This is a genomic window from Pseudomonas sp. lyk4-R2A-8, assembly GCF_030209095.1.
GTDB lineage: Bacteria > Pseudomonadota > Gammaproteobacteria > Pseudomonadales > Pseudomonadaceae > Aquipseudomonas > Aquipseudomonas quebecensis.
This window is the reverse complement of the sequence record NZ_JARVSS010000007.1, coordinates 38,220-64,798: the sequence shown is the minus strand read 5'-3', so window position 1 is coordinate 64,798 and position 26,579 is coordinate 38,220. Positions and strand designations below refer to the sequence as shown.

General features: G+C 60.0%; 24 protein-coding genes. 14 read left to right on the top strand and 10 right to left on the bottom strand.

Translation table 11 applies throughout. The annotated features are described in order from the left end of the window. Positions 1 to 46: 46 nt before the first annotated feature. Genes cysG through QRN10_RS07680 form a run of 7 tightly spaced genes read right to left on the bottom strand, consistent with a single transcriptional unit; the run spans position 47 to position 7,793 of the window. A complete protein-coding gene (cysG, locus tag QRN10_RS07710; protein ID WP_253508210.1) occupies positions 47 to 1,441 on the bottom strand; it encodes a siroheme synthase CysG in 1,395 nt (464 codons plus the stop codon). Further along, complete coding sequence (gene serS / locus QRN10_RS07705) at positions 1,442 to 2,722, bottom strand: serine--tRNA ligase (protein WP_181076644.1); 1,281 nt, start codon at positions 2,720 to 2,722, stop codon at positions 1,442 to 1,444. It lies immediately after the preceding gene. A 16-nt stretch (positions 2,723 to 2,738) separates the two neighbouring features. Further along, a complete protein-coding gene (gene crcB / locus QRN10_RS07700; protein WP_034120232.1) occupies positions 2,739 to 3,113 on the bottom strand; it encodes a fluoride efflux transporter CrcB in 375 nt (124 codons plus the stop codon). Beyond that, on the bottom strand, positions 3,113 to 4,435 hold the full coding sequence (locus QRN10_RS07695) for a replication-associated recombination protein A (protein WP_181076643.1): 1,323 nt from the start codon (positions 4,433 to 4,435) through the stop codon (positions 3,113 to 3,115). The genes crcB and QRN10_RS07695 overlap by 1 nt, the downstream gene beginning before the upstream one ends. A 27-nt stretch (positions 4,436 to 4,462) precedes the next feature. After that, a complete protein-coding gene (gene lolA, locus QRN10_RS07690; RefSeq protein ID WP_266247779.1) occupies positions 4,463 to 5,086 on the bottom strand; it encodes an outer membrane lipoprotein periplasmic chaperone LolA in 624 nt (207 codons plus the stop codon). A 54-nt stretch (positions 5,087 to 5,140) separates the two neighbouring features. Further along, on the bottom strand, positions 5,141 to 7,546 hold the full coding sequence (locus QRN10_RS07685; protein ID WP_181076639.1) for a DNA translocase FtsK: 2,406 nt from the start codon (positions 7,544 to 7,546) through the stop codon (positions 5,141 to 5,143). Further along, positions 7,521 to 7,793 carry a hypothetical protein gene (locus QRN10_RS07680; RefSeq protein ID WP_181076638.1) on the bottom strand — a complete coding sequence of 91 codons (273 nt, stop codon included), beginning with the start codon at positions 7,791 to 7,793 and terminating at the stop codon, positions 7,521 to 7,523. Before QRN10_RS07680 ends, QRN10_RS07685 begins: the two co-directional genes overlap by 26 nt. A gap of 251 nt (positions 7,794 to 8,044) precedes the next feature. On the opposite strand from QRN10_RS07680, the gene aat reads away from it, so the two are divergent. The 3 genes from aat to infA all read left to right on the top strand — a co-directional run bounded on the left by aat (position 8,045) and on the right by infA (position 9,808). Next, positions 8,045 to 8,725, top strand: a complete 681-nt coding sequence (gene aat, locus QRN10_RS07675; RefSeq protein WP_253508220.1) for a leucyl/phenylalanyl-tRNA--protein transferase — start codon at positions 8,045 to 8,047, stop codon at positions 8,723 to 8,725. A 56-nt stretch (positions 8,726 to 8,781) separates the two neighbouring features. Beyond that, on the top strand, positions 8,782 to 9,489 hold the full coding sequence (locus QRN10_RS07670) for an arginyltransferase (RefSeq protein ID WP_181076635.1): 708 nt from the start codon (positions 8,782 to 8,784) through the stop codon (positions 9,487 to 9,489). A 100-nt stretch (positions 9,490 to 9,589) separates the two neighbouring features. Then, positions 9,590 to 9,808, top strand: a complete 219-nt coding sequence (infA, locus tag QRN10_RS07665; protein ID WP_002553999.1) for a translation initiation factor IF-1 — start codon at positions 9,590 to 9,592, stop codon at positions 9,806 to 9,808. 176 nt (positions 9,809 to 9,984) lie between these two features. Here the strand turns inward: infA and clpA are convergent, their stop codons facing one another. After that, positions 9,985 to 12,255 carry an ATP-dependent Clp protease ATP-binding subunit ClpA gene (gene clpA / locus QRN10_RS07660; protein ID WP_181076633.1) on the bottom strand — a complete coding sequence of 757 codons (2,271 nt, stop codon included), beginning with the start codon at positions 12,253 to 12,255 and terminating at the stop codon, positions 9,985 to 9,987. 29 nt (positions 12,256 to 12,284) lie between these two features. Next, complete coding sequence (gene clpS, locus QRN10_RS07655; protein WP_010567912.1) at positions 12,285 to 12,653, bottom strand: ATP-dependent Clp protease adapter ClpS; 369 nt, start codon at positions 12,651 to 12,653, stop codon at positions 12,285 to 12,287. 224 nt (positions 12,654 to 12,877) lie between these two features. Between clpS and cspD the strand changes: the two genes are divergently transcribed. Then, complete coding sequence (gene cspD / locus QRN10_RS07650; protein ID WP_181076631.1) at positions 12,878 to 13,183, top strand: cold shock domain-containing protein CspD; 306 nt, start codon at positions 12,878 to 12,880, stop codon at positions 13,181 to 13,183. Positions 13,184 to 13,258: 75 nt separating this feature from the next. Here the strand turns inward: cspD and icd are convergent, their stop codons facing one another. After that, entirely contained in the window at positions 13,259 to 14,515 is a 1,257-nt protein-coding gene (gene icd / locus QRN10_RS07645) for an NADP-dependent isocitrate dehydrogenase (RefSeq protein WP_181076630.1), read from the bottom strand. A 493-nt stretch (positions 14,516 to 15,008) separates the two neighbouring features. Between icd and QRN10_RS07640 the strand changes: the two genes are divergently transcribed. The 10 genes from QRN10_RS07640 to QRN10_RS07595 all read left to right on the top strand — a co-directional run bounded on the left by QRN10_RS07640 (position 15,009) and on the right by QRN10_RS07595 (position 26,577). Continuing rightward, the gene (locus QRN10_RS07640; RefSeq protein ID WP_285428116.1) at positions 15,009 to 17,234 is read left to right on the top strand and encodes an NADP-dependent isocitrate dehydrogenase; all 2,226 of its coding nucleotides are present in this window, start codon (positions 15,009 to 15,011) and stop codon (positions 17,232 to 17,234) included. A gap of 160 nt (positions 17,235 to 17,394) precedes the next feature. Continuing rightward, a complete protein-coding gene (locus tag QRN10_RS07635) occupies positions 17,395 to 17,841 on the top strand; it encodes an NUDIX hydrolase (protein ID WP_285428115.1) in 447 nt (148 codons plus the stop codon). Between the two features lie 59 nt (positions 17,842 to 17,900). Next, positions 17,901 to 19,025, top strand: a complete 1,125-nt coding sequence (mnmA, locus tag QRN10_RS07630; RefSeq protein WP_253508224.1) for a tRNA 2-thiouridine(34) synthase MnmA — start codon at positions 17,901 to 17,903, stop codon at positions 19,023 to 19,025. Next, positions 19,022 to 19,645 carry a high frequency lysogenization protein HflD gene (gene hflD / locus QRN10_RS07625; protein ID WP_016969254.1) on the top strand — a complete coding sequence of 208 codons (624 nt, stop codon included), beginning with the start codon at positions 19,022 to 19,024 and terminating at the stop codon, positions 19,643 to 19,645. Before mnmA ends, hflD begins: the two co-directional genes overlap by 4 nt. A gap of 125 nt (positions 19,646 to 19,770) precedes the next feature. After that, the gene (gene purB / locus QRN10_RS07620) at positions 19,771 to 21,141 is read left to right on the top strand and encodes an adenylosuccinate lyase (protein ID WP_007972090.1); all 1,371 of its coding nucleotides are present in this window, start codon (positions 19,771 to 19,773) and stop codon (positions 21,139 to 21,141) included. An 84-nt stretch (positions 21,142 to 21,225) separates the two neighbouring features. Next, positions 21,226 to 22,392 carry a ribosomal protein uL16 3-hydroxylase gene (locus QRN10_RS07615; RefSeq protein WP_181076622.1) on the top strand — a complete coding sequence of 389 codons (1,167 nt, stop codon included), beginning with the start codon at positions 21,226 to 21,228 and terminating at the stop codon, positions 22,390 to 22,392. Then, complete coding sequence (locus QRN10_RS07610) at positions 22,385 to 22,807, top strand: GNAT family N-acetyltransferase (RefSeq protein ID WP_285428114.1); 423 nt, start codon at positions 22,385 to 22,387, stop codon at positions 22,805 to 22,807. Before QRN10_RS07615 ends, QRN10_RS07610 begins: the two co-directional genes overlap by 8 nt. Before the next feature lie 217 nt (positions 22,808 to 23,024). After that, positions 23,025 to 23,762, top strand: a complete 738-nt coding sequence (locus tag QRN10_RS07605; protein WP_285428113.1) for a secretin N-terminal domain-containing protein — start codon at positions 23,025 to 23,027, stop codon at positions 23,760 to 23,762. Between the two features lie 506 nt (positions 23,763 to 24,268). Continuing rightward, positions 24,269 to 25,594, top strand: a complete 1,326-nt coding sequence (gene aceA / locus QRN10_RS07600) for an isocitrate lyase (protein WP_003174717.1) — start codon at positions 24,269 to 24,271, stop codon at positions 25,592 to 25,594. A gap of 569 nt (positions 25,595 to 26,163) precedes the next feature. After that, positions 26,164 to 26,577 carry an NADH-quinone oxidoreductase subunit A gene (locus QRN10_RS07595; protein WP_003219575.1) on the top strand — a complete coding sequence of 138 codons (414 nt, stop codon included), beginning with the start codon at positions 26,164 to 26,166 and terminating at the stop codon, positions 26,575 to 26,577. Positions 26,578 to 26,579 lie beyond the last annotated feature (2 nt).

The following is a 26,579-nucleotide window of genomic DNA, read 5'->3' as shown; positions in this document are numbered from 1 at the left end:
CGCGTCGGGGGCAAGCCCCCTTCCACAGGGTGATGGCGCTTCAGGCTCAGACCTGAGACTGGGCGCCTTCAAACCACTTCAGTTTCTCACGCAGCACCACCACCTCACCCACGATTACCAGTGTCGGCGCATGTACTTCATGCTCCGCCACCATGCGCGGCAAGTCCGCCAGGGTGCCGGTGAACACGCGCTGGTTGGACGTGGTGCCCTGCTGGATCAACGCCGCCGGCGTGTCCGGCGCACGACCATGCCGGATCAGCTGTTCGCAAATGATCGGCAAGCCAATCAAGCCCATATAGAACACCAGCGTTTGCGAAGGCCCTACCAGGTCCTGCCAGGGCAGGTCAGAGGTGCCATTCTTCAAGTGTCCGGTGATAAAACGCACGGATTGCGCGTAGTCGCGGTGGGTCAACGGAATACCGGCATAGGCCGCGCAGCCGCTGGCCGCAGTGATGCCCGGCACTACTTGGAACGGGATGCCATGGGCGGCCAGCTCCTCGATTTCCTCGCCGCCACGGCCAAAGATGAACGGATCGCCCCCTTTAAGACGCAACACGCGCTTGCCTTGCCTGGCCAGGTCCACCAGTTGCTGGTTGATCTGGTCCTGCGGCACCGCATGCTCGGCGCGCCGCTTGCCGACATAAACGCGCTCGGCGTCACGACGGCACAACTCCAGGATCGCCGGGGCGACCAGGCGGTCGTAGAGCACCACGTCGGCCTGCTGCATCAGGCGCAAGGCGCGAAACGTCAGCAGGTCGGGATCACCCGGACCGGCACCCACCAGGTAGACCTCACCCGGCGCATGGGGCGGCGCACCGTTGACCTTCTCGACCAACAGGCGCTCTGCCTCGTCGCCCTGCCCGGCCAGTTGACGGTCGGCAATCGGGCCCTGGAAAACTTCTTCCCAGAACGCACGACGCTGCTGCACATCCGGGTACAGGCCTTTGACCTGGGCCCTGAAGCGCGCGGCCAACCCGGCCAACTGGCCATAGGTGGACGGAATCCAGGTTTCCAGTTTGGCCCGGATGAGTCGCGCCAACACCGGCGCGTCGCCGCCACTGGACACCGCGATCACCAGAGGCGAACGGTCGACAATTGCCGGGAAGATCACACTGCACAAGGCCGGTGCATCCACCACATTGACCGGCACGCACCGACGCTTGGCGTCGCTGGACACTTGCGCATTCAGCGGTTCATCGTCCGTCGCGGCGATAATCAGGGTGCAACCATCCAGGTCGGCCTCCTGATAACCGCGCAAAACCAGCTCCCCGCCACTGCCCTGCACCAGCACGCGCAACTGGTCTTCGATCTGAGGAGCAACCACCCGCAGCACGGCGCCGGCATCGGCCAGCAGCCGGGATTTGCGCAAGGCAATTTCCCCACCACCGACCACCAGCACCCGGCTGCCGCGCAGGTTGTGAAACAGCGGCAGAAATTCCATTTAGCCGATAACCTCGACGCCCGCCATGTACGGCTTGAGCACCTCGGGCACGCGGATCGAACCGTCGGCCTGCTGGTAGTTTTCCAGCACGGCGACCAGGGTACGGCCGACGGCCAGGCCCGAACCGTTGAGGGTGTGCACCAGCTCCGGCTTGCCGGTCTCCGGGTTGCGGAAACGCGCCTGCATGCGACGCGCCTGGAAATCACCGCAGTTGGAGCACGAGGAAATCTCGCGGTACTTGTCCTGGCTTGGCACCCACACTTCGAGGTCGTAGGTCTTCACGGCGCTGAAACCCATGTCGCCAGTGCACAGCGCCAGTACGCGATACGGCAATTCAAGCAGCTGCAGAACGCGCTCGGCGTTGGCGGTCAGGCCTTCCAGGGCTTCCATGGACTTGGACGGCTCGACCACCTGCACCATCTCGACTTTGTCGAACTGGTGCTGGCGGATCATGCCGCGGGTGTCACGGCCCGAGGCGCCGGCTTCACTGCGAAAGCACGGGGTGTGGGCGACAAATTTGATCGGCAGTTGCTTGGCGTCGAGAATCTCGCCGGCGACGATATTGGTCAGCGACACTTCAGCGGTCGGAATCAGATAAAAGTCGGCTTCGCCGTCGCGACTGATCTTGAACAGCTCTTCCTCGAACTTCGGCAACTGGCCGGTGCCCTGCAGCGCCGGCGCCTGAACCAGGTAAGGCGTATAGGCTTCTTCGTAACCGTGCTCGCCGGTGTGCAGGTTGATCATGAACTGCGCCAGGGCACGATGCAGGCGCGCGATCGGGCCGCGCAGCAAGGCAAAGCGCGCGCCGGACAGCTTGGCGGCGGTCTCGAAATCCAGGCCACCGCTCAATTCGCCCAGAGCGACGTGGTCCTTGATCTCGAAATCAAAGGCTTTGGGCGTGCCCCAGCGGCGCACTTCGACGTTACCGTCTTCGTCTTCGCCGACCGGTACCGAGGCGTCCGGCAGGTTAGGGATACCCAACAGGATCTGATCCAGCTCGGACTGGATCTTGTCCAGTTCGGCCTTGCCGTCGGACAGCTCGGTGCCCATGCGCTCGACGTCTGCCATCAACGGCGCGATGTCTTCACCGCGCTGCTTGGCCTGACCGATGGATTTGGAACGCGCATTCCGCTCAGCCTGCAGTGCTTCGGTGCGGGTCTGGACGGTCTTGCGCTGTTCTTCCAGCGCTTCGATGCGCGCGACATCCAGGGCAAAGCCACGGGAAGCCAGGCGGTCCGCTACGTCCTGAAGGTTGCTACGTAACAGTTTGGAATCGAGCATGTCGGTCTCTCGTTTATCAAAGTTTGGTCAAGGACAGGCCGGCCCAGGTGGCGAGCAGCCCGCCGAACACGCTGATGCCCAGGTACCCGAAGGCGACCAGGGCCTGCCCGCTTTCCAGCAGGCGCAGCGTATCCAGTGAAAAGGATGAAAAGGTCGTCAGACCGCCTACAAAGCCGACAATCAAGCCGGCGCGAATCTCAATCGGCACTTCCGGGCGCAACAGAAACCAGCCGTACAACAGCCCGATAATCAAACAGCCCACCAGATTGACCGCCAGGGTCGCCGCATAAAAATGCTTCGGCCAGTTGGCGCTGACCCAGGTGCTAGTGGCGAAACGCAATAATGTACCAGCGATGCCGGCCACGGACACGGCAAGAATTGTCTTGAGCACTACTTTCTCCGCTGTTTGGGGCTGAGGCGATCGAGTTGCGCGAGATGGTTGAGCTTTTCGCCGATCTTCAACTCCAGGCCGCGAGGCACCGGCTGGTAGAACGGCTGGGGCTCCAGAGCATCGGGAAAGTAATCTTCGCCGGCCGCGTAGGCGTCCGGTTCATCGTGGGCGTAGCGGTATTCGTCACCGTAGCCCAGTTGCTTCATCAACTTGGTCGGCGCATTGCGCAGGTGCAGCGGCACTTCCAAGGAACCGTACTCGGCGGCCGCACGCAGGGCGGACTTGAAGCCCATGTACACCGCGTTGCTTTTGGGTGCGCAGGCCAGATAGGTGATGGCCTGGGCCACGGCCAACTCGCCTTCCGGGCTGCCGAGGCGCTCCTGCACATCCCACGCCGCCAGACACAGGCTCAAGGCTCGCGGGTCGGCGTTGCCGATGTCTTCGCTGGCCATGCGTACCACGCGACGCGCCAGGTACAGGGGGTCGCAGCCCCCGTCGATCATGCGCGCGAACCAGTACAACGCGCCGTCCGGGTTGGAGCCGCGCACGGATTTGTGCAGCGCTGAAATCTGGTCGTAGAACGCTTCGCCGCCCTTGTCGAAACGGCGACGGGTGTCGCCGAGCAGGCTTTGCAGGAGGTCGACGCCGATCTCGCTGCCGTCTTCGGCCAAGTCCGACGCGTTTTCCAACAGGTTGAGAAAACGTCGGCCATCGCCGTCGGCGGCGCTGAGCAGGATTTTGAAGCCTTCGTCGCTGACGCTCAGTTGGCGCTTGCCCAGGCCTTTGTCTTCGCTCAAGGCCCGGTGCAGCAGCTTCTGCATGGCCGCCTCGTCCAGGCTTTTGAGCACATAGACCCGCGCCCGCGACAGCAAGGCGTTGTTGAGTTCAAACGAGGGGTTTTCGGTGGTGGCGCCGATAAAAATCAGGGTGCCGTCTTCGACATACGGCAAAAACGCATCTTGCTGCGATTTGTTGAAGCGGTGCACTTCGTCGACGAACAGAATGGTGCGCTTGCCGTATTGGCCGGCCTGCTGCTTGGCGACTTCGACGGCCTGGCGGATCTCCTTGACCCCAGCCAGCACCGCCGAGACCGTTTCGAAGTGCGCGTCCGAGACTTTCGCCAGCAGACGCGCCAGGGTGGTTTTACCCACCCCCGGCGGCCCCCAGAAAATCATCGAGTGCAGCGCACCCTGCTCCAAGGCTTCGCGCAGGGGCTTGCCGCGGGCGAGCAGGTGTTCCTGACCGACGTACTCATCCAGGTTGGTCGAGCGCAGGCGCGCTGCCAGGGGCTGGGCAATCGGGTCACTTCGAAACAGGTCCATGGGCAGCGTTTGAAACCTCTGGGCAGTTTATTCCTGGATCACGTCGGCACCCTTGGGGATGACGAACTTGAACTTGGATGCATCCACTGGCTGGTTAGCCTTGACGCCGGAGAACAGGATATCGGTGCGCTGGCCGACGCTGTCGATCAGGCGCATGTTGTTGATCACGCCGTTGCCGAACGACAGGTTCAGGCTGTCAAACAGCGTGTCCTTGGATTTTGGCTTAAGGGTGAACTCGATCACGTTGCTGGTTTGCTTGGAGGTGATGTCGAAGCTGTCGTTGATTTTCGACACATCGCCCGACAGCAGCAGCGCCGGCGTCTGGTTCAGGCGCGGGTCGAGCTTCTTGATGGTTGCCTGCTCCAGGTCCGGGTCCCACAGCGTGACCTTCTGGCCGTCGGACACAATGGTCTGCTCGGACTTGCCTTCGGTGTGCCAATAGAACAGGCCTGGGCGCTGCACGGCCATTTCACCTTCGGTCTGCTGCAACTGGGTGCCGCCGGCATCCAGGGTCAACTGGGAGAAGCGCGCGGTAAGGGTCTGGGATTTGTCCAACAGATTCTTCAAACTGGTGACGGAAGCCGGGTCGGCATGCGCCGAAACAGCAGTCAGGGCCAGGGCCGGCAACAACAGCATGCGAATAAAGCGCATGGGAGTCCTCATTGAGTCGTTAGGGCATGCCGCATGCTGCCATGCGGCACGTAGTCAGTCGCGCATCTGCCCGGGGGCAATGACTTCGCGCGAGCCGTTGGTGTTCATCGCGGTGACGACACCGGCGTTTTCCATGGCTTCGATCATACGGGCGGCGCGGTTGTAGCCGATCTTCAACTTGCGCTGCACGGCGGAAATCGAGGCACGGCGACTTTCCAGCACGAATGCCACGGCTTCGTCGTACAGCGCATCGGTCTCGGCGTCATCGTCGCCACCGCTGCTGCCGCCGTCGAAGCCGCTGCCGGCCTCTTCAACGCCCGCGAGGATGTCGTCGTTGTATTCCGGCGCGCCGCGCAGCTTCCAAGCTTCAACTACGCGGTGAACTTCGTCATCGGACACGAACGCGCCGTGAACGCGAATTGGCAGGCTGGTGCCCGGCGGCATGTAAAGCATGTCACCGTGGCCGAGCAGCTGTTCGGCGCCGCCCTGGTCGATGATGGTCCGCGAGTCGATCTTGCTCGACACCTGGAACGCCATGCGCGTCGGGATGTTGGCCTTGATCAGACCGGTGATGACATCCACCGATGGACGTTGTGTCGCAAGGATCAAGTGGATACCGGCGGCACGAGCCTTCTGGGCGATACGTGCGATCAGTTCTTCGACCTTCTTGCCGACGATCATCATCATGTCGGCGAATTCGTCCACTACCACGACGATAGTCGGCAGCTTGGTCAGCAGCGGCGCTTCGTCGTGAATGCTTTCGCGTTTGTACAGCGGGTCGGTCAGCGGCGTGCCGGCGTCCTGGGCTTCCTTGACCTTGGCATTGAAGCCCGACAGGTTACGCACGCCCATCTTCGCCATCAGCTTGTAGCGTCGCTCCATCTCGGCCACGCTCCAGCGCAGCGCGTTGGCGGCGTCCTTCATGTCGGTGACCACCGGGCAGAGCAAATGCGGGATGCCTTCATAGATCGACAGCTCAAGCATCTTGGGGTCGATCATGATCAGTTTGGCGTCTTCCGGGCCGGACTTGAACAGAATCGACAGGATCATCGCGTTCACGCCCACCGACTTACCGGAACCGGTGGTACCGGCCACCAGCAGGTGCGGCATTTTCGCCAAATCGGTGATGACCGGTTTGCCGCCGATGTCGTGCCCCAGGGCCAGGGTGACCGGCGACTTGAAGTTGTCGTACTCCGGCGTCGACAGCACCTCGGAAAAGCGCACGATCTGGCGGTCTTCGTTGGGAATCTCGATACCCACGGTGGTCTTGCCGGGAATCACTTCCACCACGCGCACGCTGGTCACGGCCAGGGAGCGCGCCAGGTCTTTGGCCAGGTTGGAGATACGGCTGACCTTGACGCCAGCCGCAGGCTGGATTTCGTAACGGGTGATCACGGGGCCTGGGTGAATGGAATCCACCGACACTTCGACGCCGAATTCCTTGAGTTTGATCTCCAGCAGATGGCCGACGGCCGCCAGGGACTCGGGGGAATAGTTGAGTTGTTTCTTTTCAGCCGCGTCGAGAATCGAGATAGGTGGCAAGGTGCCTTCGACCGCGCTGTCGATAAACAACGGGGCCTGTTTCTCTTTCTGCACGCGATGGCTCGGCTCCGGGGCCTTGGGCGGCGCGGGGGCGATGACCGGCGGTACCTGCTTCTCGCGGTCCGACATGTGCTTGCTCAGGGCCTGCTCGCGCTCGATCAGGCGCTCCTTGACCTTGGCCTGCTCGCGACGATCCGGCGTGCTCGGCGCCACCACTTCGTTGACGCGGGTATCCACCTCGCGCAGCTGGGCCACCATGCGTTTGCGCTCGACCCGGGCCGCCCACCAGCGATTGGCGGCGCCTTGGAACAATTCAAGCAGGTCAAGGGTGATCTTGCCGGTCACGTCCATCACTTTGAACCACGACAGGTCGGTGAACACGGTGAGGCCGAACAGGAACAGCGCGATAAACATCAAGGTGCTGCCCTGGATATTCAGGGTCCTGCGCGCCAGATCGCCCAGGCTTTCACCCAGGGCACCGCCCGCGCCCGCCGGCAGACCGGTGGGTGCATGAAAATGGATATGGGCCAGCGCGGCGCCGGACAGCACCAGGAACACCAGGCCGATCAGCCGCCAGGAAAACAGCCAGCCGCTCCACTGCCACGGCTCGTGGCGCTGGCGGAAGATCTGCCAGGTCTTGATCGCCAGCAGCAACGGGAAGATATAGGCGAAGTAACCCAACACCATGAACAGGATATCGGCGCTGTAGGAGCCGACGGGGCCACCGAAGTTCTGTACGTCGTCGATCTTGCTGTTATGGCTCCAGCCCGGATCGTCCTTGCCATAGGTGAGCAAGGCCATCATCAGGAACAGGCACAATGCGCCGATCGCGATCAGCGCACCTTCCTTGAGACGATAATGCAGGTGCTGACGCCAGGCCGGCACGACTGTTTTAGGTGTCGCGGTGGATTTCTTCAAAACGGGTCTTTTCCTGCGCTTTTAGCGCGTCCATCTGTTGAATGACTGCAAAATACTGCCGGATCCGGGCAGCTGAAAAATGAACCAACGGGGTGAAAATTACTTTCAGCACGGGTGCTTGCCGTGCGAAACGACGATAACGCCACACTGGCCGCATTGTACGGGTTTGTGACCACGATGCCACGCCATTGCCTGCAACTCGACGGCCTGGCCGATTACGCTGTTGCGACGGGTTCAATTTGAGCATGCATTGCCTTTGCTGACAAAGGCTTATGCGCTGTTTCCGACAATCCAAAGCAGCTTGGCAAATGGCCTGCATGTCACCGCCCCGCTTACGACCGCACCCTCGGCCCAGAGTTGCAGAAACACCCGCTCACGCTAATCCACGCCAACGGCCGATTCGGGCTGGCCCCAGGGCGCCGCGTCGACAATAATCAGCACTCGCGCGGCAGGTGCCAAGCCTGCCACTCCCCTCCCCTTTCGCTAGCCTGGATACCCATGCTGACCTGGTTACAACGCGACTCGCTGACTTTCCCCCCGCTGGCCAAGGCCATGCGCGAACCTAACGGCCTGCTAGCCGCCGGCGGCGACTTGTCGGCCGAGCGTCTGATACACGCCTATCGCCACGGCTGCTTCCCCTGGTTTTCGGAGGGCCAGCCGATCCTGTGGTGGTCGCCGGACCCTCGTACCGTGATTTTCCCCGACGAACTGCACGTGTCCCGCAGCCTGGCCAAACTGTTGCGCCAGCAGCGTTACACCGTGACCTTCGATCAGGATTTTGCCGCCGTCATCCAGGCCTGCGCCGCACCACGCGCCTACGCCGATGGCACCTGGATCACCGAAGGCATCCAGGCCGCCTACCTGGAACTGCACAGGCGCGGCCATGCCCATTCAGTGGAAGTGTGGGACAACGGCACGCTGGTAGGCGGCCTGTACGGCCTGGCCATGGGCCAACTGTTTTTTGGCGAATCGATGTTCAGCCGCGCCGACAACGCCTCCAAATTCGGGTTTGCGACCCTCACACGGCAACTGCAGGCCTGGGGCTTTGTGTTGATCGACTGCCAGATGCCCAACGACCATCTGCACAGCCTGGGTGCACGCGGCATTTCCCGCAGCGAGTTTGCGGGCTTTCTGCGCGACCACCTGGACCAGCCCAACGCCGGCCCCTGGCTTTCTTAGGCGACTTGCGCTGACCTGGCTTACACTTATTTCAAAGCTTATCCCGAGGGTTGATCATGACCGAGCTGGCGCGCTTGAAGTTTTATGCCACTCAAGCTCACTCTTGCAGCTATCTGCCCGACGAGCAGGCCACCACGCTGTTCCTCGACCCCAGCCAGCCCATGGACGTGCATGTGTACGCCGATCTTTCGGAAATGGGCTTTCGTCGCAGCGGCGACCACCTGTACAGGCCCCATTGCCAGAATTGCAACGCCTGCGTTCCGGCCCGGATCCCCGTGGGGCAATTCCTGCCGGACCGCAACCAGAAACGCATCCTCAAGCGTAATGCCGACCTGACAGTAACGTCGGCCAGGCCGAGGTTCACTGAAGAGTATTTCGACCTCTACCAACGCTATATCGAGCAACGCCACGCCGACGGCGATATGTTCCCACCCAGTCGCGACCAGTTTTCCACGTTCCTGGTACGCGACCTGCCCTTCTCGCGATTCTATGAGTTTCGCGCGGGTGGTCGGTTGCTGGCCGTGGCGGTCACCGATCTGCTGCCTAACGGCCTGTCGGCGGTGTACACGTTCTACGAACCCGGCGAGGAGCGCCGCAGCCTGGGGCGTTTTGCCATTCTCTGGCAAATCGGCGAAGCGCTGCGCCTGGAACTGGAGGCGGTGTACCTCGGCTACTGGATCAAAAACTGCAAAAAAATGAATTACAAGACCCAATATCGGCCCATTGAGCTGCTGATTAATCAAAGATGGGTCACGCTTAACTAGAACCCCTTGGCTTAAACACCCTTTTTCGGGCACAATGCACGCCGCTTTTGCCTGGCGCAGTTGCACCGGGCCATTCACTGGATACCGAGGGCTTTACTGCATGTCGAAAGAAGACAGCTTCGAAATGGAAGGCACTGTCGTCGACACCCTGCCCAACACCATGTTTCGTGTGGAGTTGGAAAATGGGCACGTCGTAACCGCGCATATCTCCGGCAAGATGCGCAAGAACTACATTCGTATTCTTACCGGTGACAAAGTGCGCGTCGAGCTGACGCCCTATGACTTGAGCAAAGGGCGCATCACTTACCGCGCTCGCTAAGCAAGTCAATACAAAACGCCCGGTTATGCCGGGCGTTTTTGTGTGCATGATTTTTCAAACATCGAAGGGGCTCCGCGGCGAGCTCTCTCCCACACTGGATCTTCATTGGTCTGGCAATCGAATTTCCACACAGCAAAAAGGCGCCTTTCGACGCCTTTTGCATGGGTGCGGTACGATCAGGCCATTTCAGCGGTGGTCTCGAACTCGAAGGTCAGCTCACCATCCTTCAGGTCGATATGCACCACGCCACCATGGTCGGACAGCTCGCCAAACAGGATCTCCTCGGCCAGTGGCCGCTTGATCTTGTCCTGGATCAAACGCGCCATTGGGCGGGCGCCCATTGCCGCATCGTAGCCACCTTCGGCGATCCAACTGCGCGCCGCTTCCGTGACATCGAGCTGTACGCGCTTGTCTTCCAACTGCGCCTGGAGCTCGGTAAGGAACTTGTCCACCACGCTCTTGATAACCTCATGACTGAGGCGACCAAACTGGATGATAGTGTCCAGACGGTTGCGGAACTCCGGTGTAAAGCTCTTCTTGATCACTTCCATCGCATCGGAAGAGTGATCCTGATGGCTGAAGCCAATCGAAGCCCGCGCGGCCGTCTCGGCACCGGCGTTGGTGGTCATGATCACGATCACGTTGCGGAAATCCGCCTTGCGCCCGTTGTTGTCGGTCAGGGTCCCGTGATCCATCACCTGCAGCAGCAGGTTGAAGACTTCCGGGTGTGCCTTCTCGATTTCATCGAGCAGCAATACGCAGTGAGGCTGCTTGGTGATCGCCTCGGTGAGCAGACCGCCCTGATCGAAGCCCACATAACCAGGAGGCGCACCAATCAGGCGTGACACGGTATGGCGCTCCATGTACTCGGACATATCGAAGCGAACCAGCTCGATACCCATAGCCTTGGCCAATTGCCGCGCCGCCTCGGTCTTGCCGACGCCGGTAGGACCGGCGAACAGGAACGAGCCGACAGGCTTGTCCGGCGACTTGAGGCCCGCGCGCGACAGCTTGATAGCCGTGGACAGCGAATCGATGGCCGCATCCTGACCGAACACGGTCAGCTTGAGGTCGCGCTCCAGGTTACGCAGCAGCTCCTTGTCCGAGCTGGTGACGTGTTTTGGCGGAATCCGCGCAATTTTCGCCACGATATCTTCGACCTGCGGCACATCAATGCGCTTCACGCGCTTCTCGGCTGGCTGGAGACGTTGGTAAGCACCCGCCTCATCGATTACGTCAATCGCCTTGTCAGGCATGTGACGGTCGTTGATGTAGCGCGACGCCAACTCCGCGGCCGAGCGCAGCGCTTCATCGGTGTACTCGATGCCATGGTGCGCCTCGAAGCGGCCCTTCAGGCCACGCAGGATGCCGATCGTGTCTTCAACCGAAGGTTCGGACACATCGACTTTCTGGAAGCGCCGCGCCAGGGCGCGATCCTTCTCGAAAATCCCGCGAAACTCCTGGAACGTGGTGGAGCCGATGCAACGGATATCACCCGACGACAGCAACGGCTTGAGCAGGTTGGACGCATCCATGACCCCGCCGGAAGCTGCGCCGGCACCGATGATGGTGTGAATCTCATCGATGAACAGGATCGCTTGCGGGCGTTTTTTCAACTCGCCCAGCAAAGCCTTGAAGCGCTTCTCGAAATCGCCACGGTATTTGGTACCGGCAAGCAAGGCACCCAGATCGAGGGAATATACGACACTGCTGGCCAGCAGGTCCGGCACCTGATTGTCGACGATACGCTTGGCCAGGCCTTCGGCAATCGCGGTTTTACCCACGCCGGCCTCGCCGACCAGCAGCGGGTTGTTCTTGCGACGACGCGCAAGGATCTGCGCTACGCGCTCGACTTCAAGCTCACGCCCCACCAGCGGATCGATCCGCCCCTGACGCGCCAGTTCATTGAGGTTGCTGGCATAGGCATCCAGTGGATTGCCCGAAGAAGAAGACTCGCCGCCCTCGTCGTCCTGCATATCCTGTTCACCCTCGGAATGATCGCCGTGCCCAGGCACCTTGGAAATACCGTGGGCGATGTAGTTGACCACATCGATACGGGCAACGCTCTGCTGCTTGAGCAGAAACACCGCCTGGCTTTCCTGTTCGCTGAAGATCGCCACAAGCACATTGGCGCCCGTGACTTCACGCTTACCGGAGCTCTGTACGTGGAAAACGGCACGCTGCAATACCCGCTGAAAACCCAGGGTCGGCTGGGTTTCACGGTCCTCGTCATGCACGGGGATCAGTGGCGTGGTGGAGTCGATAAACTCCTGCAGATCATGCTTGAGTTTGTCGAGGTTGGCGCCGCACGCACGCAGAACGGTGGCGGCAGCTTCATTATCCAAAAGTGCCAGCAGCAGGTGCTCGACGGTCATGAATTCATGACGCTTCGAACGAGCCTCCTTGAAGGCAAGATTGAGGGTGACTTCGAGCTCGCGGTTTAACATAGCTTCACCTCATACCCAAGTGGTCGGCGTTAACCGTCCTTCTCGATTTCACAGAGTAGCGGATGCTGGCTTTCCCTGGCGTACTGGTTGACCTGCATGGCCTTTGTCTCGGCGATGTCGCGGGTAAACACTCCACATACTGCCCGTCCTTCTGTATGAACGGCCAGCATTACCTTGGTCGCCAACTCGCGGTTCAGGTTAAAAAACACCTCGAGCACTTCGACCACGAAATCCATCGGTGTGTAGTCATCGTTGAACAAAACCACCTTGTACATCGGCGGCGCCTGTAAGGCAGGCTTGGCCTCCTGAACAGCAATGCCTGCAGAACCGTCGTCATCGTGTTCGTGATCCGGTCGATCCTGATTGAATGTTAGTCGAATCTGGCTGATTGCATGCATGGAAAGAAAGGTTCGTCAGTTGTTCAATACAGTGGTGGGGGCAACCTGTCAGAATTTCAACTCTGACCGACTGGTCGCCTTGACTATCGGCAAAACGGTGTTACAACCAATAGAACCCACAGTGGGTAAAAAAGGTCCGCGCAGTCAACCTTATTTATTCGGGTTAGGACGGATAAACTGGATGATACTCCAGTGATGGAGTCTGGTGCAGAAGGAAATGGGTTATGTCTGGCAGCAAGATCAAAGGCAAGGTCAAGTGGTTCAATAACGCCAAGGGATATGGCTTTATTAATGAAGAAGGTAAAACCGATGACCTTTTTGCGCACTATTCAGCGATCACCATGGACGGCTACAAGACGCTGAAAGCAGGCCAAAGTGTGGAGTTCGAAATCATTCAGGGGCCAAAGGGACTGCATGCCGTTGAAATTTGTGCGGCCTGCGCGGCGGCGCCCGGGACGGCCCACGACACGACGCACGAAAAAAAGCCCAAAAAAGATCAATCCTCTAAAGAAAAGAAGCAACTGGCCTGATCGCATTTGGGCAAATAGCCTGCAAAAAAAACGGCCATTCTGGTTCAGCAGAATGGCCGTTTTATTTAGCCTGCCTTACATATGCGAAATCAACGCATCACCAAAGCCTGACGACGACACCAGCTTCGCGCCGTCCATCAGTCGCTCGAAGTCATAGGTCACGGTCTTGGCCGAAATCGCGCCATTGGTCCCCTTGATAATCAGGTCCGCCGCCTCGATCCAGCCCATGTGACGCAGCATCATTTCCGCCGACAGGATCAGCGAGCCGGGGTTGACCTGGTCTTTGCCCGCATACTTGGGCGCGGTGCCGTGAGTCGCCTCGAACATGGCGACGGTGTCGGACAGATTGGCGCCCGGCGCAATACCGATGCCGCCGACTTCCGCCGCGAGGGCATCGGACAGGTAGTCGCCATTGAGGTTAAGGGTGGCGATCACATCATATTCCGCCGGCCGCAGCAGGATCTGCTGGAGCATGGCGTCGGCAATCGCATCCTTGACCACCACATTCTTGCCGGTTTTCGGGTTCTTGAACTGCATCCAAGGCCCGCCGTCCAGCAAGGTCGCGCCAAACTCCTGCGCGGCCACTTCATAGGCCCACTCTTTGAAGGCCCCTTCGGTGAACTTCATGATGTTGCCTTTGTGCACGATGGTCAGCGAATCACGATCGTTATCCACCACATATTGCAGGGCTTTACGCGCCAGACGCTGAGTACCTTCCTTGGACACCGGCTTGACGCCAATCCCGCAGTCCTGGTCGAAACGGATCTTGGTGACGCCCATTTCCTCCTTGAGGAACTTGATCACCTTGATCGCTTCAGGCGAACCGGCTTTCCACTCAATACCGGCGTAAATATCTTCGGAGTTTTCACGGAAGATGGTCATGTCCACGTCGCCAGGCTTTTTCACCGGGCTGGGCACGCCTTCGAACCAGCGGACGGGGCGCAGGCAAACATACAGATCGAGTTGCTGGCGCAGGGCAACGTTCAACGAACGGATACCGCCGCCAACCGGCGTGGTCAGCGGGCCCTTGATGGACACTACGTAATCCTTGACCGCGTCCAGGGTTTCCTGGGGCAGCCAGGTGTCCTGGTCGTAAACCTGCGTGGCTTTTTCGCCGGCGTAGACTTCCATCCAGGAAATCTTGCGCTTGCCGCCATAAGCCTTGGCAACAGCTGCGTCGACCACCTTGATCATCACCGGGCTGATGTCGACGCCAATACCGTCACCTTCGATGAACGGGATGATCGGGTGGTCAGGAACATTGAGAGAATGGTCTGCGTTGACGGTGATTTTGTCGCCGACTGCCGGAACCTGAATCTTCTTGTATCCCATGCTGAACTCCATCTATGGATTGAACATCTGGCTGCGTTCGAGCCTACTCCAGATAAATGACGACTGAAACCTAGCGCCATGCTCATTTGCATCGAAAACAGCATAAATTGTCGCCTACAAGCCTGAAAGCAAAGGGAAAAACGCCAATCTTGAGCACAACGTGCGACTTTAGGCGTAACCCGGTACCTGCGACCTTTAGACCAATGGACGACCCACCTTTTGTATGAAGGCTCAGCGTAAGCATAGCGACCTATGTATAATGCCGCCGCTGACCCAAGAGTCACGCCGGCAGACCGCTCTGGAACCGGGCCCTCCGCCAGAAAGCAGGACTATTACAATAGTCCACCCGCTTGACGCTCGACTGATGCAACCCAACATCACCGCGAAGAAACCTCGACATTTCGCTCATGGATGACTTTGAACGAACGCGCTCCACCCGGCGCATCTCGAGTTTCTGCGCACGCTTTCAGCAAAGAAGAGAGTTAATCCGAATATGCCCACCCGCTCGAAGATCATCTACACCTTCACCGACGAAGCCCCCGCCCTCGCCACCTATTCACTGCTGCCTATCGTAGAGGCTTTCACCGCTTCCGCTGATATTGCCGTGGAAACCCGCGACATTTCCCTCGCCGGGCGCATCCTCGCAAGCTTCCCCGAGCAACTGGGTACCAAGGCCGTGGCGGACCACCTCGCCGAACTGGGCGACCTGGCCGTAACCCCTGAAGCCAACATCATCAAACTGCCTAACATCAGTGCTTCGACCCCTCAATTGCAGGCGGCGATCAAGGAATTGCAGGCCCAGGGCTACGCCCTCCCGGACTACCCGGAAACCGTAACCACCGACGCGGAAAAAGAAACCCGTGCCCGTTACGATAAGGTCAAGGGCAGCGCCGTGAACCCGGTACTGCGCGAAGGCAACTCCGACCGCCGTGCGCCATTGTCGGTCAAGAACTATGCGCGCAAGCACCCGCACAAAATGGGCGCCTGGGCGGCAGACTCCAAGTCCCACGTTGCCCACATGAGCAATGGTGACTTCTACGGCAGCGAGAAAGCCGTACAGATCGAAGCCGCCGACGCGGTCAAGATCGAGCTGATTGCCAAAGATGGCACCGCAACCGTGCTGAAGGAAAAGACCTCGGTACAAGCCGGCGAAATCCTCGACAGCGCAGTGCTGAGCAAAAACGCCCTGCGTGCGTTCATCGCCGCCGAGATCGAAGACGCCAAGAAACAAGGCGTATTGCTGTCGGTACACCTGAAGGCCACCATGATGAAGGTCTCCGACCCGATCATGTTCGGCCAGATCGTTGCCGAGTTCTATAAAGAAGCGCTGACCAAGCACGCTGCCGTGCTGGAACAGATCGGCTTTAACCTGAACAACGGCATCGGCGACCTGTACGCCCGCATCAAGGCCCTGCCGGCCGACCAGCAAGCGCAGATCGAAGCCGACATCCAGGCGGTCTACGCCGCTCGCCCTTCCCTGGCGATGGTCAACTCCGACAAAGGCATCACCAACCTGCATGTGCCGAGCGACGTCATCGTCGACGCCTCGATGCCGGCCATGATCCGTGACTCCGGCAAAATGTGGGGCACCGACGGTCAACTGCACGACACCAAGGCCGTGATTCCGGATCGCTGCTACGCCACCATCTACCAAGCCGTCATCGAAGACTGCAAGGCCAATGGCGCGTTCGATCCAACCACCATGGGCAGCGTTCCGAACGTTGGCCTGATGGCCAAGAAAGCCGAAGAATACGGCTCCCACGACAAGACGTTCCAGATCAAGGCTGACGGTGTGGTCCGCGTCACCGACAGCAAGGGCAACCTGCTGATGGAGCAAACCGTCGAAGCCGGCGACATCTTCCGCATGTGCCAGACCAAAGACGCGCCGATCCAGGACTGGGTCAAGCTCGCCGTCAACCGCGCCCGCGCCAGCAACACCCCGGCCATTTTCTGGCTGGACCCCAAGCGCGCCCACGACGGCGTGGTGGTCGAGAAAGTTCAGGCCTACCTGAAAGACCACAACACCGAAGGTTTGGACATCCGCATCATGTCGCCGGTCGACGCGATGAAGTTCACCCTGGAGCGTACCCGCAAGGGCCTGGACACCATCTCGGTGACCGGTAACGTATTGCGCGACTACCTGACCGACCTGTTCCCGATCATGGAACTGGGCACCAGCGCCAAGATGCTCTCGATCGTGCCGCTGATGAACGGCGGCGGCCTGTTCGAAACCGGCGCCGGCGGCTCGGCACCCAAGCACGTACAGCAACTGCTGGAAGAGAACTTCCTGCGCTGGGATTCCCTGGGTGAATTCCTGGCCCTGGCCGCGTCCCTCGAACACCTGGGCGTCACCTACAACAACCCGAAGGCCCTGGTACTGTCCAAGACCCTGGACCAGGCCACCGGTCAGTTCCTGGACAACAACAAGTCGCCATCGCGCAAAGTCGGCAACATCGACAACCGCGGCAGCCACTTCTACCTGGCGCTGTACTGGGCCCAGGCCCTGGCCGCTCAGTCTGAAGATACAGCGCTGCAAGCGCAGTTCGGCGAACTGGCCAAGACCCTGGCTGCGAACGAGGCGACCATCGTCGCCGAGCTCAATGCCGTACAGGGCAAGCCAGTGGACATCGGTGGCTACTACGCACCGAACCCGGAGTTGACCAGCAAGGCCATGCGCCCAAGCAACACCTTTAACGCGGCGATTGCCAAGTTGAAGTAAGGTTGTAAGGATGCAGAGAAGCCCCGGCCCCGTGCCGGGGTTTCTGTTTCCAGCGCTCAACTCAGGAAACCGGATCAAATATGGGAGGGGCCTGCCCCTTCCCACATTGACTGTAATCCAGATCCAAGAACGCACCGCCCCCTGAATCAAGAGGCACACCATGACCTGGCAACCCCACATCACCGTCGCCACCATCGTCGAAGACAACGGCAAGTTCCTGATGGTCGAAGAACTCAAGGGCGGGCGCGCCGTACTCAATCAGCCTGCCGGTCACCTCGACCCGCATGAAACGCTAACCGAAGCCGCCGTACGCGAAACCCTTGAGGAAACCGGTTGGGACGTGGAAGCGACCGGTATCGTCGGCATCTACCTGTACACCGCCCCCAGTAATGGCGTGACTTATCAACGGGTCTGCTTCATTGCCAACGCCTTGAAACACCACCCGGACTATCAACTCGACGACGGCATCCTCCGCGCCCGCTGGCTGACCCGCGGCGAACTGATGGGCCTGCGCGACGCCTGGCGCAGCGAGCTGATTATCCGCTGCATCGATGATTATCTGGCCGGCCAGCGGCACAGCCTGGAATTGATCCGCCCTTCTCTTTAGCCTTGCGGGCCCAGGCCTGCTAGAATCGCGTCCTTTTTCAAGACACCCGTTGAAACCCTATGCGTGATCCAGCCCCTTCTGACACACAAAAGAAGCGCGTCATCGTCGGCATGTCCGGCGGCGTGGATTCTTCCGTTTCCGCCGTTCTGCTCATGGAGCAGGGTTATGAGGTGGAAGGCCTGTTCATGAAGAACTGGGAAGAAGACGATGGAACGGAATATTGCACCGCCATGGACGACCTCGCGGATGCCCAGGCCGTGTGCGACAAGATCGGCATCAAGCTGCACACCGCCAACTTTGCGGCCGAGTACTGGGACAACGTGTTCGAGCACTTCCTGGCCGAATACAAGGCCGGACGCACGCCGAACCCTGACATCCTGTGCAACCGCGAAATCAAGTTCAAGGCGTTCCTCGACTACGCCATGATCCTCGGCGCGGACCTGATCGCCACTGGCCACTACGTGCGCCGCCGCGATATCGATGGCCGCACGGAACTGCTCAAGGGCCTGGACCCAAACAAGGACCAGAGCTACTTCCTGCACGCCGTCGGCGGTGAACAGATCGCCAAGACTCTGTTCCCGGTGGGCGAGCTGGAAAAGCCCGAAGTGCGCAGGATTGCCGAGCAGCACGGCCTGGCTACCGCCAAGAAAAAGGACTCCACCGGGATCTGTTTTATCGGCGAGCGCCGCTTCAGTGACTTCCTCAAGCAGTACCTGCCGGCGCAACCGGGCGAGATCAAGACCACCGAGGGAGAGGTCATCGGCCGTCATCATGGCCTGATGTACCACACCATCGGCCAGCGCCAGGGCCTGGGCATCGGCGGCCTCAAGGACGCCGGCGAAGAGCCGTGGTACGTGCTGGTCAAGGACTTGGAACACAACGTGCTGATCGTCGGCCAGGGCAACGAGCACCCGTTGCTGTTTTCCGGCGCCCTGCTGGCCTCGGAGATCTACTGGGTCAACCCGATTGACCTCACTACCCCGCGCCGCCTGACCGCCAAGGTGCGCTATCGCCAGAGCGACCAGCCCTGCACCCTGGAAAAGACCGCCAACGGCTACCGCGCCACCTTCGATGACCCGCAGCGCGCCGTCACTCCCGGCCAGTCCGTGGTGTTCTATGACGGCGAGGTGTGCCTGGGCGGTGGCGTGATCGAAGTCGCCGAACCCTGGAGCAACCCGGCATGAGCCCGACCCAGGAGCAATTGACGGCATTGGGCGGGGTATTTCTGGCCGCGGTGCTGGTGGACAAAATCGCCAAGACCGGCCAGGTCACCGAGGCGGGCCTGACCTGCATGCTCGGCAGCCTGCTGATCCGCGACCCCAAGGACACCCTGGAAGTCTACGGCGGTGATGACCTGGCGCTGCGCGAAGGTTACCGCGCCCTGATCGGCGCCCTGGAGCGCGACCCCAGCACCTTGCAGCGCGAGCCACTGCGCTACGCCCTGTCGATGCTCGGCCTGGAGCGCCAATTGGCCAAGCGCGAGGACATGCTGGAGACCATCGGCAAGCGTCTGCCACAAATCCAGTCCCAGGTGGAGCACTTCGGCCCGGCCCACGAAAACGTGATCGCCGCCTGTGGTGCGCTGTACCAGGACACCTTGAGCACCCTGCGCCAGCGCATCCAGGTGCATGGCGACATGCGCAACCTGCAGCAACCGAACAACGCGTCGAAGATCCGCGCCCTGTTGCTGGCCGGCATTCGTTCGGCGCGACTGTGGCGCCAGCTGGGCGGTCACCGTTGGCAGCTGGTCATCAGCCGTCGCAAATTGCTCAAAGAGCTTTACCCGTTGATGCGCAACGAATAAGTCGCAGCAGCAGGCTGTTTTCACGCCGTTACGCGTAATACGCCGGTCAGTTGGCGACGGACCGGCGGATTTTTTCATGTATGATACGCGCCCCATTTCGTTGCCCGACTGTCCGAGAACACCCCATGCAGCTTTCTTCGCTCACTGCGGTTTCCCCTGTTGACGGCCGCTACGCCGGCAAAACCCAGGCCCTGCGCCCTATTTTCAGCGAGTACGGCCTGATCCGCGCCCGCGTTCTGGTTGAAGTGCGCTGGCTCCAGCGCCTGGCCGCTCACCCCGCCATCAGCGAAGTGCCGGCGTTTTCCGCCGAAGCCAACGCCGTGCTCAATACCCTGGCGGAGAACTTCTCCCTGGAGCACGCCGAGCGTGTGAAAGAGATCGAGCGCACCACCAACCACGACGTCAAAGCCATCGAATACCTGCTCAAAGAGCAAGCGGCCAAGCTGCCGGAACTGGCCAAGGTCAGCGAGTTCATCCACTTTGCCTGCACCAGCGAGGACATCAACAACCTGTCCCACGCCCTGATGCTGCGCGAAGGCCGTGACGACGTGATGCTGCCGCTGATGCGCCAGACCGCCAACGCCATCCGCGAGCTGGCGATCCGTTTCGCCGACGTACCGATGCTGTCGCGCACCCACGGCCAACCGGCCTCGCCGACCACCCTGGGTAAAGAGCTGGCCAACGTGGTGTACCGCCTGGAGCGCCAGATCGCGCAAGTGGCCGCCGTGCCATTGCTGGGCAAGATCAACGGCGCGGTGGGCAACTACAACGCCCACCTGTCGGCTTACCCGGAGATCGACTGGGAAGCCAACGCCCGCGCCTTTATCGAAGACGAACTGGGCCTGGGCTTCAATCCGTACACCACGCAGATCGAACCGCACGACTATATCGCCGAGCTGTTCGACGCCATTGCGCGCTTCAACACCATCCTGATCGACTTCGATCGCGATATCTGGGGCTACATCTCCCTGGGCTACTTCAAGCAGCGCACCATTGCCGGTGAAATCGGTTCGTCGACCATGCCGCACAAGGTCAACCCGATCGACTTCGAAAACTCCGAAGGCAACCTCGGCATCGCCAACGCCCTGTTCCAGCACCTGGCCAGCAAGTTGCCGATCTCCCGCTGGCAGCGCGACCTGACTGACTCCACCGTGCTGCGCAACCTCGGCGTGGGCTTTGCCCACAGCGTGATCGCGTATGAAGCCAGCCTCAAAGGCATCAGCAAACTGGAACTCAACGAGCAGAAGATCGCCGCTGACCTGGATGCGTGCTGGGAAGTACTGGCCGAACCGATCCAGACCGTGATGCGCCGCTACAACATCGAAAACCCGTACGAGAAACTCAAAGAGTTGACGCGCGGCAAGGGCATCAGCCCTGAAGCGCTGCAGACTTTCATCGACGGCCTGGACATGCCAGCCGCAGCCAAGGCCGAGCTGAAACTGCTCACCCCGGCCAACTACATCGGCAACGCTGTAGAGCAAGCCAAGCGCATCTGATCCAAGCAAGACCCTTTGAGACGCCCGGCCGCGCCGGGCGTTTTTATTCCAGTCTGAAAAGTGCTTTTTTTCAATAGGTTACACATGAATCCTGATATTCCTCTTCAACTTCTGGGCGGCATCACGGCACGGGAATTCCTGCGCGATTACTGGCAGAAAAAGCCGCTGCTGATCCGTCAGGCCATCCCTGACTTCGAAAGCCCGATCGACGCCGACGAACTGGCCGGCCTGGCCTTGGAGGAGGAAGTCGAATCACGCCTGGTGATCGAGCATGGTGAGCGTCCGTGGGAACTGCGCCGTGGTCCGTTTGCTGAAGACGCCTTCAGCACACTGCCTGAGCGCGAATGGACCCTGCTGGTGCAAGCGGTCGACCAGTTCGTACCGGAAGTGGCCGAGCTGCTTGAGCAGTTCCGCTTCCTGCCAAGCTGGCGCATCGACGATGTAATGATCAGCTTTGCCGCGCCTGGGGGCAGTGTCGGCCCGCACTTCGATAACTACGATGTGTTCCTGCTGCAGGCCCAGGGCAAGCGCAACTGGAAGATCGGCCAGATGTGCAGCTCCGAGAGCCCGCTGCTGCAACACGCCGACCTGCGCATCCTGGCCGAATTCGAAGAAAGCGCCGAGTGGGTGCTGGAACCGGGCGACATGCTCTACCTGCCGCCGCGCCTGGCGCACTACGGCATCGCCGAAGATGACTGCATGACCTACTCGGTCGGCTTCCGTGCACCGAGCGCTGCCGAAGTACTGACTCACTTCACCGACTTCCTCGCCCAGTACCTGACCGACGAAGAACGTTACACCGATGCCGACGCGCAGCCGGTCAGCGACCCGCACCAGATCCAGAGCGACGCCCTCGACCGCCTCAAAAGCCTGCTGGCCGAGCACATGAGCGATGAGCGCATGCTGCTGACCTGGTTCGGCCAATTCATGACCGAACCGCGCTATCCGGAACTGGTGGCTGGCGAAGAGCTGGGCGAAGAAGACTTTGTCGCCAGCCTGCAGGACGGCGCGATCCTGGTGCGCAACCCAAGCGCGCGCATGGCCTGGTCGGAAGTGGACGATGACGTGCTGCTGTTCGCCAGCGGCCAGAGTCGTTACCTGCCGGGCAAGTTGCGCGAACTGTTGAAAATGATTTGCTCTGCCGACGCCCTGCATGCCGAGAACCTCGGCCCGTGGCTGGCGGACGAAGACGGTCGCGACTTGCTGTGCGAATTGGTCAAGCAAGGAAGCCTGGGATTTGCCGATGAATAGAATTCACGTAAGTGTCGCGAACTGGCATAAGGATATCGCTGAGATTCGGCGCATTCGTGAAGCAGTGTTTATTGCTGAGCAGTCGGTTCCACCTGAGCTGGAGTGGGACGCGGACGACGCAGAGGCCATGCATTTCCTGGCGTTCGAAGGCGACTTCCCGATCGGCACCGCGCGCCTGCTTCCCAGCGGCGAGATCGGTCGTGTATCGGTGCTCAAGGACTGGCGCGGGCTGAAGGTGGGCGACAAGCTGATGGAGGCCGTGATCGAAGCCGCTGAAAACCGCGGCCAGACCAGGCAATTCCTCAGTGCCCAGGTGTATGCCGCGCCGTTCTACGAGCGGCTGGGCTTTGAGATCGTCAGTGATGAATTCCTGGAAGTCGGGATTCCTCATGTCGATATGGTGCGCGGCGCCTGATTCGAGATCGCGTCGCTGCTATCGGGGGCAAGCCCCCTCCCACATTTGAAATGTACAGGGTCAACATGTGGGAGGGGGCTTGCCCCCGATAGCTATTTCAGCCACACCAGCAATGCCCTGCCATGCGGGGCATTTTGCCGTCTACGATTCAATATGCGACCGGCCAGGCCGACAAACTGGCACTATCACGTCTAATTGACTCGCAGAGATAACGGACATGTCCCTACGCACCCTGCTCACCGCCCTCCTCCTGACCGTCAGCGTCTCGGCCAGCGCCGACACCGCAGTCGTCAACCTGAGCAACCGCACCAGTGCCGACCTGCTACCGGTGGCGCAGAACTTTATCGGCAAGGACGGCACTGTCAGTGCCTACGGCAACCAGCTGATCGTTAACGCTGCCCCTGGGAAGATCGAGGGCCTGCGCACCCTGCTCTCCCAACTGGACACACCGGCCAAGCGCCTGCTGATCACCGTCGATACCAATGAAAGCAACCAACAGGACACTGGCGACAGCCAGACCCGCATCATCAACTATGGCACCGTCAGCCGCGAGGGCGGCATTCAGCAGATCCAGGCCAGCGAAGGCGTGCCCGCGCTGATCCAGGTCGGCCAGAGCGTGCCGCTGACTACCACCTCGCAAGACAGCTACGGGCGCCTGCAAAACCAGACCCAGTATCGCAACGTCACCCAAGGGTTCTATGTCACCGCCAGCGTCACCGGCGACACCGTACACCTTGCGATCAGTACCAACCGTGACCGCATGAGCCAGGAACGTCCCGATGTAGTGAACGTGCAGAGCACCGACACAAGTGTCAGCGGGCGCCTGGGTGAGTGGATCCCGCTCGCTGGCATCAACCGCCAGACTCAAGCCGATAAAACGTCCACGACCCGCAGCTACTCTACTCAGGGCCGGGATGACCTGACATTGCGGGTCAAGGTCGACACCCTGAACTGAAGCACCAAAAACTGACTGATGAGTCGTATAAGACTAAAGATGTAGTGCCTGAAAAAAAGCACTACAAAACATTTGACGATCCAAAAAAGCCTGGGCATGATGGCCTCGCTCCCGCTAATCAGGGGCCCTGGCAAGGGCCTTCGGATCGTCGCTCCAAGTTACCCACCCGAGCCGATTCGTGTCTGTACCGCCCACAAGGCGTGTTTGACGAGGTTGCGACTGGAACGAAGTTGTCCCGAGGGACGGAAGCTAACCAGGTAACCCGGCTACACACTGATGGATCGTACAAAGGCCCACGACGCCCGAAGACCGTTCGCAGTCTGCCCTTACCTGCTCAACTCCCCCTTGAGCCCATCGTTCAACCCGTCGCCCACCCCGTCGAACCTGACCTGACTGCCTACGCTTCTGATCAGCGAGCAGCCATGACCACGCACTGGCTACAGTGGCTGGCCAACGGAATGTTCAACCCAGTAGATTTTCCACAAGACGCGACGAGGTTTTTCCCCATGGCACTGACACGCGAACAGCAAATTGCAGCCCTTGAAAAAGACTGGGCTGAAAACCCACGCTGGAAAGGCGTGACCCGCGCTTATTCCGCTGCTGACGTCGTCCGCCTGCGCGGCTCGGTTCAACCTGAGCATACCTTTGCAAAACTCGGCGCCGAGAAGCTGTGGAACCTGGTTACCCAAGGTGCCAAGCCATCCTTCCGCCCCGATAAAGATTTCGTCAACTGCATGGGCGCCCTTACTGGCGGCCAGGCAGTCCAACAGGTAAAAGCCGGTATCCAGGCAATCTACCTGTCCGGCTGGCAAGTGGCGGCGGACAACAACTCCGCCGAATCCATGTACCCCGACCAATCGCTGTACCCGGTGGACTCCGTGCCGACCGTGGTCAAGCGCATCAACAACTCGTTCCGCCGCGCCGACCAGATCCAGTGGAAAGCCGGCAAGAACCCGGGCGACGAAGGCTACATCGACTACTTCGCACCGATCGTGGCTGACGCCGAAGCTGGCTTCGGTGGCGTGCTGAACGCCTACGAGCTGATGAAAAGCATGATCGAGGCAGGCGCTGCCGGCGTGCACTTCGAAGACCAACTGGCGTCGGTAAAAAAATGCGGCCACATGGGGGGCAAGGTACTGGTACCGACCCAGGAAGCCGTGCAGAAGCTCACCGCCGCGCGCCTGGCAGCTGACGTCGCCGGCACGCCGACCATTATCCTTGCCCGCACCGACGCCAACGCCGCCGACCTGCTGACCTCGGACTGCGACCCGTACGACCAGCCGTTCGTCACTGGCGAACGCACCCAGGAAGGCTTCTACAAAGTTCGCGCAGGCCTGGATCAAGCCATCGCCCGCGGCCTGGCCTACGCGCCGTACGCCGACTTGATCTGGTGCGAAACCGCCAAGCCGGATCTGGACGAAGCCCGTCGCTTTGCCGAAGCAATCAAGAAGGAATACCCGGATCAGCTGCTGTCCTACAACTGCTCGCCTTCCTTCAACTGGAAGAAAAACCTGGACGACGCGACCATCGCCAAGTTCCAGCGCGAACTGTCGGCCATGGGCTACAAACACCAGTTCATTACCCTGGCCGGCATTCACAACATGTGGCACAGCATGTTCAACCTGGCGCACGACTACGCCCGCAACGACATGACCGCCTACGTGAAACTGCAGGAGCAGGAATTCGCTGACGCCGCCAAGGGTTACACCTTCGTCGCGCACCAGCAGGAAGTGGGCACCGGTTACTTCGACGACATGACCACCGTGATCCAGGGCGGCACCTCGTCCGTGACTGCGCTGACCGGTTCGACTGAAGAAGAGCAGTTCCACTGATCGATCCAAGTACACGGCCACCGCGGACCCGTTAAAAAGCTAACCGCAGTGCCGCACGATCTGACGCCCCGACTGGTTCGGGGCGTTTTTTTGCCGATATACATCTCACCGATTCAATAAGGGCCCAATGTGGGAGGAACCCTGCAACCTGAAGATTTTGTGCAAAACCTTGATCCAGAGCGGTATTCACCGCAGATAAATCGGTTAAAAGATCCGCTGCGACAACTAGCGGTAACCGATCAAGTAACGGCAACTTCCCTCGCCACACCACAACCGTCCGCTTAAAACCCACCCAAACAATATTCATTATCATTTAGAACATAGAAACTTCGTTACAACCTAAACAAAACACAATTGATCAAATGCCCGCTAATGCCCACCACGCAAGGGTTACAGCCCCAAGAAGGTGCACTATGTGCTTATTCCGCCGAATAATTTCGCCATCGGAATTTTACTTGCCCGGTGTTTAGCCATAAAATCAACGCGATTGACTACGCTGCGACATATCGTCACTGCATCGTTACTTTTTCGAGCTCAGAGGCCTTTGCCCTCTGTTAAGGATTTCCAGCATGACCGAAGCGACAGGACTCATGGCCCACAACTGGGGCTTTGCCATTTTCCTTCTCGGTGTTGTCGGCCTTTGTGCCTTCATGCTCGGCGTCTCCAGCCTCCTCGGGTCAAAAGCCTGGGGCCGCAGCAAAAACGAACCGTTCGAGTCCGGCATGCTACCCACAGGTGGCGCCCGCTTGCGGCTCTCAGCCAAATTCTATCTGGTCGCGATGCTGTTCGTGATCTTCGATATCGAAGCCCTCTTTCTCTTTGCCTGGTCTGTGTCCGTCCGCGAAAGCGGCTGGACCGGATTCGTCGAAGCTCTCGTTTTCATAGCAATTCTGTTGGCAGGTCTTGTCTACCTGTTCCGAGTGGGCGCCCTTGATTGGGCTCCGGAAGCTCGTCGCAAGCGGCAGGCGAAGCTGAAACAATGAGG

Bases quoted from the DNA above. Each gene is read 5' to 3' on its own strand.
- cysG (WP_253508210.1), bottom strand. From the start codon at position 1,441: ATGGAATTTCTGCCGCTGTTTCACAACCTGCGCGGCAGCCGGGTGCTG.
- serS (WP_181076644.1), bottom strand. From the start codon at position 2,722: ATGCTCGATTCCAAACTGTTACGTAGCAACCTTCAGGACGTAGCGGAC.
- QRN10_RS07695 (WP_181076643.1), bottom strand. From the start codon at position 4,435: ATGGACCTGTTTCGAAGTGACCCGATTGCCCAGCCCCTGGCAGCGCGC.
- lolA (WP_266247779.1), bottom strand. From the start codon at position 5,086: ATGCGCTTTATTCGCATGCTGTTGTTGCCGGCCCTGGCCCTGACTGCT.
- QRN10_RS07680 (WP_181076638.1), bottom strand. From the start codon at position 7,793: ATGCTCAAATTGAACCCGTCGCAACAGCGTAATCGGCCAGGCCGTCGA.
- aat (WP_253508220.1), top strand. From the start codon at position 8,045: ATGCTGACCTGGTTACAACGCGACTCGCTGACTTTCCCCCCGCTGGCC.
- QRN10_RS07670 (WP_181076635.1), top strand. From the start codon at position 8,782: ATGACCGAGCTGGCGCGCTTGAAGTTTTATGCCACTCAAGCTCACTCT.
- infA (WP_002553999.1), top strand. From the start codon at position 9,590: ATGTCGAAAGAAGACAGCTTCGAAATGGAAGGCACTGTCGTCGACACC.
- clpA (WP_181076633.1), bottom strand. From the start codon at position 12,255: ATGTTAAACCGCGAGCTCGAAGTCACCCTCAATCTTGCCTTCAAGGAG.
- clpS (WP_010567912.1), bottom strand. From the start codon at position 12,653: ATGCATGCAATCAGCCAGATTCGACTAACATTCAATCAGGATCGACCG.
- cspD (WP_181076631.1), top strand. From the start codon at position 12,878: ATGTCTGGCAGCAAGATCAAAGGCAAGGTCAAGTGGTTCAATAACGCC.
- icd (WP_181076630.1), bottom strand. From the start codon at position 14,515: ATGGGATACAAGAAGATTCAGGTTCCGGCAGTCGGCGACAAAATCACC.
- QRN10_RS07640 (WP_285428116.1), top strand. From the start codon at position 15,009: ATGCCCACCCGCTCGAAGATCATCTACACCTTCACCGACGAAGCCCCC.
- QRN10_RS07635 (WP_285428115.1), top strand. From the start codon at position 17,395: ATGACCTGGCAACCCCACATCACCGTCGCCACCATCGTCGAAGACAAC.
- mnmA (WP_253508224.1), top strand. From the start codon at position 17,901: ATGCGTGATCCAGCCCCTTCTGACACACAAAAGAAGCGCGTCATCGTC.
- hflD (WP_016969254.1), top strand. From the start codon at position 19,022: ATGAGCCCGACCCAGGAGCAATTGACGGCATTGGGCGGGGTATTTCTG.
- purB (WP_007972090.1), top strand. From the start codon at position 19,771: ATGCAGCTTTCTTCGCTCACTGCGGTTTCCCCTGTTGACGGCCGCTAC.
- QRN10_RS07615 (WP_181076622.1), top strand. From the start codon at position 21,226: ATGAATCCTGATATTCCTCTTCAACTTCTGGGCGGCATCACGGCACGG.
- QRN10_RS07610 (WP_285428114.1), top strand. From the start codon at position 22,385: ATGAATAGAATTCACGTAAGTGTCGCGAACTGGCATAAGGATATCGCT.
- QRN10_RS07605 (WP_285428113.1), top strand. From the start codon at position 23,025: ATGTCCCTACGCACCCTGCTCACCGCCCTCCTCCTGACCGTCAGCGTC.
- aceA (WP_003174717.1), top strand. From the start codon at position 24,269: ATGGCACTGACACGCGAACAGCAAATTGCAGCCCTTGAAAAAGACTGG.
- QRN10_RS07595 (WP_003219575.1), top strand. From the start codon at position 26,164: ATGACCGAAGCGACAGGACTCATGGCCCACAACTGGGGCTTTGCCATT.